We start from the raw sequence: 5,284 nt of genomic DNA on the forward strand, positions 1-5,284 counted from the left end.
ATGGACTTTTTAAATCCGACAATACGGATTGTGAAATTGATTTATCAATTATGCGTTTCTCAGGGGAAGCCTGTTAATAATCATATCGAGATCAACATTAATTTGCCCTTGAGAGATATTTCTGAAATAACCGGAGCTCATTATGCAACCGTCTCCAAAGTATTCTGCACACTGAATAAGCTTCATATTTTAGATAAGAAGAGAGACAGGATCGTTATTTTTGATATGAGAAAGCTGGAAGAATTAACACAAGAAACACAATTATTTAAACATGATGGCACTAACTAATTAGCATTTGTAAAATATTATCATTTATAAAATGATTATTTTCAATTTAGATTGAATCATTTAATTATCTTATTTTGTACAATGTACCTAGTCATCCGCTTGACCAAATCGCTAAAAGAGGAGGTGAATTAGTTGTTTTACCGGGTGAAGCAATCCATAAATTTATCTATGTGCTTACCGGTAAATTGCAAGTAAACTTTCTGTTCAGCGATGGACGAGAACGAATGGTTTATTTTGGCAGCAAACATTGTATGTTCAACTATTTATTTCAACACAACTCCGACAATACGGATTGTGAAATGATTTATCAATTATGCGTTTCTCAGGGGAAGCCTGTTAATAATCATATCGAGGTCAACATTAATTTACCCTTGAGAAATATTTCTGAAATAACCGGAGCTCATTAAGTAACGGTCTCCAAAGTACTCTGCACGCTGAATAAGCTTCATATTTTAGATAAGAAGAGAGACAAGATTGTTATTTTTGATATGAGAAAGCTGGAAGAATTAACACAAGAAACACAATTATTCAAAACCAGAAAACAAAGTATTACTGGAGGTAGATTATTCATGATCATCATTGGAGAAAAAATTAACGGTGCCATCCCTTCCGTAGCGAGAGCAATCGCTGAAAAGGATGCAGGGTTCATTCGAAACCTTGCCAAAATCCAATCCGATGCCGGCGCGGATTTTATTGATGTCTGTGCATCCACAGACGTCAAAATTGAACTCGAAACCTTAAAATGGCTGATTGACCTGGTACAGGAAGTGACAGATACTCCGATTTGTATCGACAGCCCGCATGCGCAGACCTGCGTCGATGCGATTCAATTCTGCAAACGGCCGGGACTCATTAATTCTATATCCGGCGAAGGTGACAAGATCGATGTCGTATTCCCGGTCATTGCCGATACCAAATGGGAATGCGTTGCGCTTCTTTGTGATGACAGCGGAATTTCCAAGACGGCAGAAAAACGTCTTGAAGTATTTGCAAACATCATGAAAAGAGCTAAAGAATTCAATATTGCCCCGTCCCGTCTGCACATTGATCCGCTAGTCGAAATGCTCTGCACTTCGGAAAAGGGCATCAACATGATTGTTGACGTAATCAAAGAGATTAAAAGACAGTATCCGGCAATTCACATTACCGGCGGATTCAGCAATATTTCGTTTAACTTGCCTGCTAGAAAGCTTGTCAATCAGGCCTTCTGCGTTCTGGCAATGAACGCCGGCATGGACAGCGGGATCCTTGACCCGACGAATCAAGATTTGGTCGGTATGATCTTTGCGACGGAAGCTCTCTTAGGTCAGGATGAATATTGCATGGAATATATTAGCGCCTTCAGGGAAGGACGTTTTGGTCAGAAAAAATCGTAGAGCTGGCTCACCAAACAGGCATTCAATCAGAGAATTGTTATTCAATCAGAATAAAATTTTAAGGAGGATTATAAAAAATGGCTAAAATTGAAGAAGTCAAAGCAATGGTAGAAGCAGGAAAAGCAAAACTTGTTCCTGGATTGGTACAGGAAGCGCTCGATGAAGGAAGCGCAGCAAAAGATATTCTGCAGGCAATGGTAGGTTCGATGGGCGTTGTTGGGGACAAGTTCTCCACAGGCGAAATCTTCGTTCCTGAAATGTTAATGGCCGCCAAAGCGATGGCCAAAGGTGTTGATGTTCTGAAACCACTGATGGCTGGCGACACCTCAAACTCCTTAGGTACCTGTATTATCGGAACTGTAGCAGGCGACCTGCATGATATTGGTAAAAACCTTGTTTCTATGATGATCGAAAGTGCCGGATTCACCATGGTTGACCTCGGTGTGGATGTGGCGCATGAAAAATGGGTTGAAGCTATCAAAGAAAATCAGAATGTTACTTTAGTGGCTTGTTCAGGACTTTTGACGACAACAATGCCATCATTAAAGGAAGCCGTCCAGACGGTCAAGGCCAGCGGTTTGACAGGCTTTAAAGTTCTCGTCGGTGGTGCTCCTGTTACCCAACAATTCGCTGATGAAATCAATGCCGATGGTTTTGCTCCTGATGCCGGCAGTGCTGCAGTGAAAGCTTCTGAGTTGGTAAAATCCTTATAAGATGAAAAATCTTGCTAAAGGGAGGTAAATCAATATGACGCTGACTCAAAGAGAAAATTTTGAGATCATGCTTAACGGAGGAAAACCGGAATTCGCCCCTTTGCTGTATGAACTATATAAAGTATGCATGTTAGCAACGAATAATACAGACCAACCATGGCAAGGCGGGAAGGACCCGTTTGGCGTAAATTGGGTAGCCACGGCTGAGGGAGTCATACCGGAGTCAGGAAAAATATTATTCGATGATATCGCTGATTGGAAAGAATATGTAAAATTCCCTGATGTTGATTCTCTTGGAATTGAGCAGATGGCACAAATTGAATTGGCTGACTTTACTGACGAAAAAAGAAAGGAACAACCGGTTGCAGTATTTAATGCATGTGGTCTCTTTGAACGGATGGCTGCATTTATGGGGTTTGAAAATACCTTATGTGCTTTGATTGAAGATCCGGATTCCTGTCATGAATTCTTTGCGGCAATGGCAGATTACAAAATCGCTTGTATAAACCGATATATTGATGCATATAAGCCGGATGTTATCATCTATTTTGATGACTTGGCAACTGCTCGTGGGATGTTTATGTCGCCAAAAACCTATCGCGAAGTCATTAAGCCGTACCACAAAAGAATCGTTGAGGCTGTGACTTCCCGTGGTGTTATCTTTAATCAACATACATGTGGGAAATGTGAAGATATTATCGAAGACTATGTTGAAATGGGTATTAAAATATGGGATGCTGCTCAGGTTTGTAATGATTTGGAGGGAATCCTGACGAAGTATCATGGCCGTTTAATTGTAGAAGGCGGTTGGGATACATCCGGACCTGCCAGTTATATGGGTGCTCCCGTAGAGGCAATCATTGAAGAAACAAAAAGATGTGCAGAGCAATATGGAAAAAAAGGTAATTTTATACTGTTCCCAGTGCTCATGAACGAAAAAGGACATGCCTTTATGACCGGTGACGAAAGAATTCCTGCGTTAATAATGACTTGGAATCAAGTCAATAAGTTATAATACACTCAATAGAATAAATATTTAAACCATTATTTAAGTGAAAGATTGCAAAATCCTCTGGATAATTTTATTCAAGGGGATTTTGCTTATATTCGAATGGCAAACAGATTTCTCTATATAAGTACTGGAGAGGACCCAGAAGCATGATTATACTGAAAAGGAGAGGGTTGCCATCAAAGTAATCATATTAAGCGGATTCTTGGGGTCAGGGAAAACCAGTGTGTTAATGCAGCTTGCAAGACATCTCGTTGAAACTTCTAATGGTAATGAGAACGACAAAAAGGTTGTAATCATAGAAAATGAAATCGGTACAGCCGGAATTGATAACCTTCTACTAGAGAATGAAGATTTTACCGTCAAGAACCTTTTTGCCGGCTGCGCCTGCTGCACATCTTCGGCTAAACTTACGGATACAGTTGATTATCTTAGTAAGGAATACAGCCCGGAATGGATCATCATTGAGGCAACTGGTCTTGCTTTTCCGAGTAAAATAAAAAGCACGGTGGAGACCGAACTCGGGATGCAGGCCATGACGATTATTGTGGTAGATGCCAAACGGTGGTTCCGATTGGTTGGTGCGATGGAAAACTTCGTCTCAGAGCAGCTGGAGGATACAAAGTCAGTGTTAGTTAACAAGATTGATTTGGTGGATGAAACGACAGTGGAAAAAGTACAGGAGAGTATCCGGAAATATAACCGGGATGCGTACTGTTATCCTATATCCGCTACTAACGAGCTTTCAACCGGATTTTGGAACGATTTATTTGAAAAGGCGGGGATCTAAAATGGCACACGAACACCATGAACACCATGAACACGAAGGCCAAGCCTGTCAGTGCGGACACCACCATGACGAGCAGCATGAACAGCATGAGAAATCGGTGCTCTGCAATCAGGAAGAAATCACAGTTACCCACCATGAAGGAGCCGTCATTTTATCTACTGAACGTGTCATTGCCAAAGAATATTCGTGGGTAAGAGATAGGCTCAACAATGAGCTACAGTCCTTAGCCGGTTGGGTTGAAGATCAGGGAGGGCTTGTGGGGCATATCAAGGCTTTTCTTACTGAAACCGGCTATACCTGCATGCTATCCACGACAGGCGAAGATGTACAGATCAAGGAAACCTTGAAACCAAAAGTCACGGCCAAGATTACCCTGATAGTTTTTATTAACAATGAAAATGAATTATATTCTAAATTAGCAGAAACGTTAAAAAAATTAGTCAATTAACTTTTCAGAAATTATGACGAGCGCAAAGATGATTTTCCTCCTGTAAACATTATAACTGTTTAAATTCTATCCCATGACTCTAAAATAAAACTTAACCATGATATACTTTTTGGATAATCAAGTTCTAATATTAGGGAAAGCATTTGCACTGTATTGCTCATAATATGAGGAAGATGGCAGTACTAACTGATAAAAGATGAGCCAAAAAAATTGGGCTAGATAGGTTAAGGGGACGTCGCGAAATAAAGTTTCGTTACGTCCCCTTCGTGGCTATGCTTAATCACAGCCTTAAGTTGAAGGCAAAATATTTTTAAGCAATAAAATTAAATAGGTTATTAACCACACCCTCAATATAACAAATACACCCTTTGGTATAATAGCCGGGACCGGGACACTTAGGAGCATGTTGTCATGGTGTATTGGTGCGTACGGCATCGCAAAGCAAAATAAGTATGAATTGAAGAATTTTTCATTAATTAAGCCTATACTAAATTTATGATTATTGACAAAAGGAAATTGTAAGAAAGGAGTGGGAATTGGAATTATGCAGGAGAATTTTGAAAAATGGAGGGTGGGTATTCCGGATACATTTTATCCGATAAGCGAATTGCAGAAGTATGTTGAATACGGCACAGTCAAATCTTACTTAAAAGATAGTTT

Annotated in this window: 6 protein-coding genes; all 6 read left to right on the forward strand. The window is 40.2% G+C overall.

Translation table 11 applies throughout. The features are described 5' to 3' along the window. Positions 1 to 288, forward strand: a 288-nt coding sequence (locus C1I38_RS03495) for a helix-turn-helix domain-containing protein (protein WP_132102087.1), incomplete at its 5' end; no start/stop codon positions are given. 569 nt (positions 289 to 857) lie between these two features. After that, complete coding sequence (locus C1I38_RS03505) at positions 858 to 1,664, forward strand: methyltetrahydrofolate cobalamin methyltransferase (protein WP_119776221.1); 807 nt, start codon at positions 858 to 860, stop codon at positions 1,662 to 1,664. Between the two features lie 77 nt (positions 1,665 to 1,741). Next, a complete protein-coding gene (locus tag C1I38_RS03510; RefSeq protein WP_119776222.1) occupies positions 1,742 to 2,377 on the forward strand; it encodes a corrinoid protein in 636 nt (211 codons plus the stop codon). A gap of 34 nt (positions 2,378 to 2,411) precedes the next feature. Beyond that, positions 2,412 to 3,392 carry a uroporphyrinogen decarboxylase family protein gene (locus tag C1I38_RS03515; protein ID WP_199698282.1) on the forward strand — a complete coding sequence of 327 codons (981 nt, stop codon included), beginning with the start codon at positions 2,412 to 2,414 and terminating at the stop codon, positions 3,390 to 3,392. 184 nt (positions 3,393 to 3,576) lie between these two features. After that, positions 3,577 to 4,176, forward strand: a complete 600-nt coding sequence (locus C1I38_RS03520) for a GTP-binding protein (RefSeq protein ID WP_282432341.1) — start codon at positions 3,577 to 3,579, stop codon at positions 4,174 to 4,176. A gap of 1 nt (position 4,177) precedes the next feature. Then, positions 4,178 to 4,624: a hypothetical protein gene (locus C1I38_RS03525; protein WP_119776226.1), complete on the forward strand. Its 447-nt coding sequence runs from the start codon at positions 4,178 to 4,180 to the stop codon at positions 4,622 to 4,624. Positions 4,625 to 5,284 lie beyond the last annotated feature (660 nt).

Source organism: Dehalobacter sp. 12DCB1 (assembly GCF_004343605.1).
Taxonomy (GTDB): Bacteria; Bacillota; Desulfitobacteriia; order Desulfitobacteriales; family Syntrophobotulaceae; genus Dehalobacter.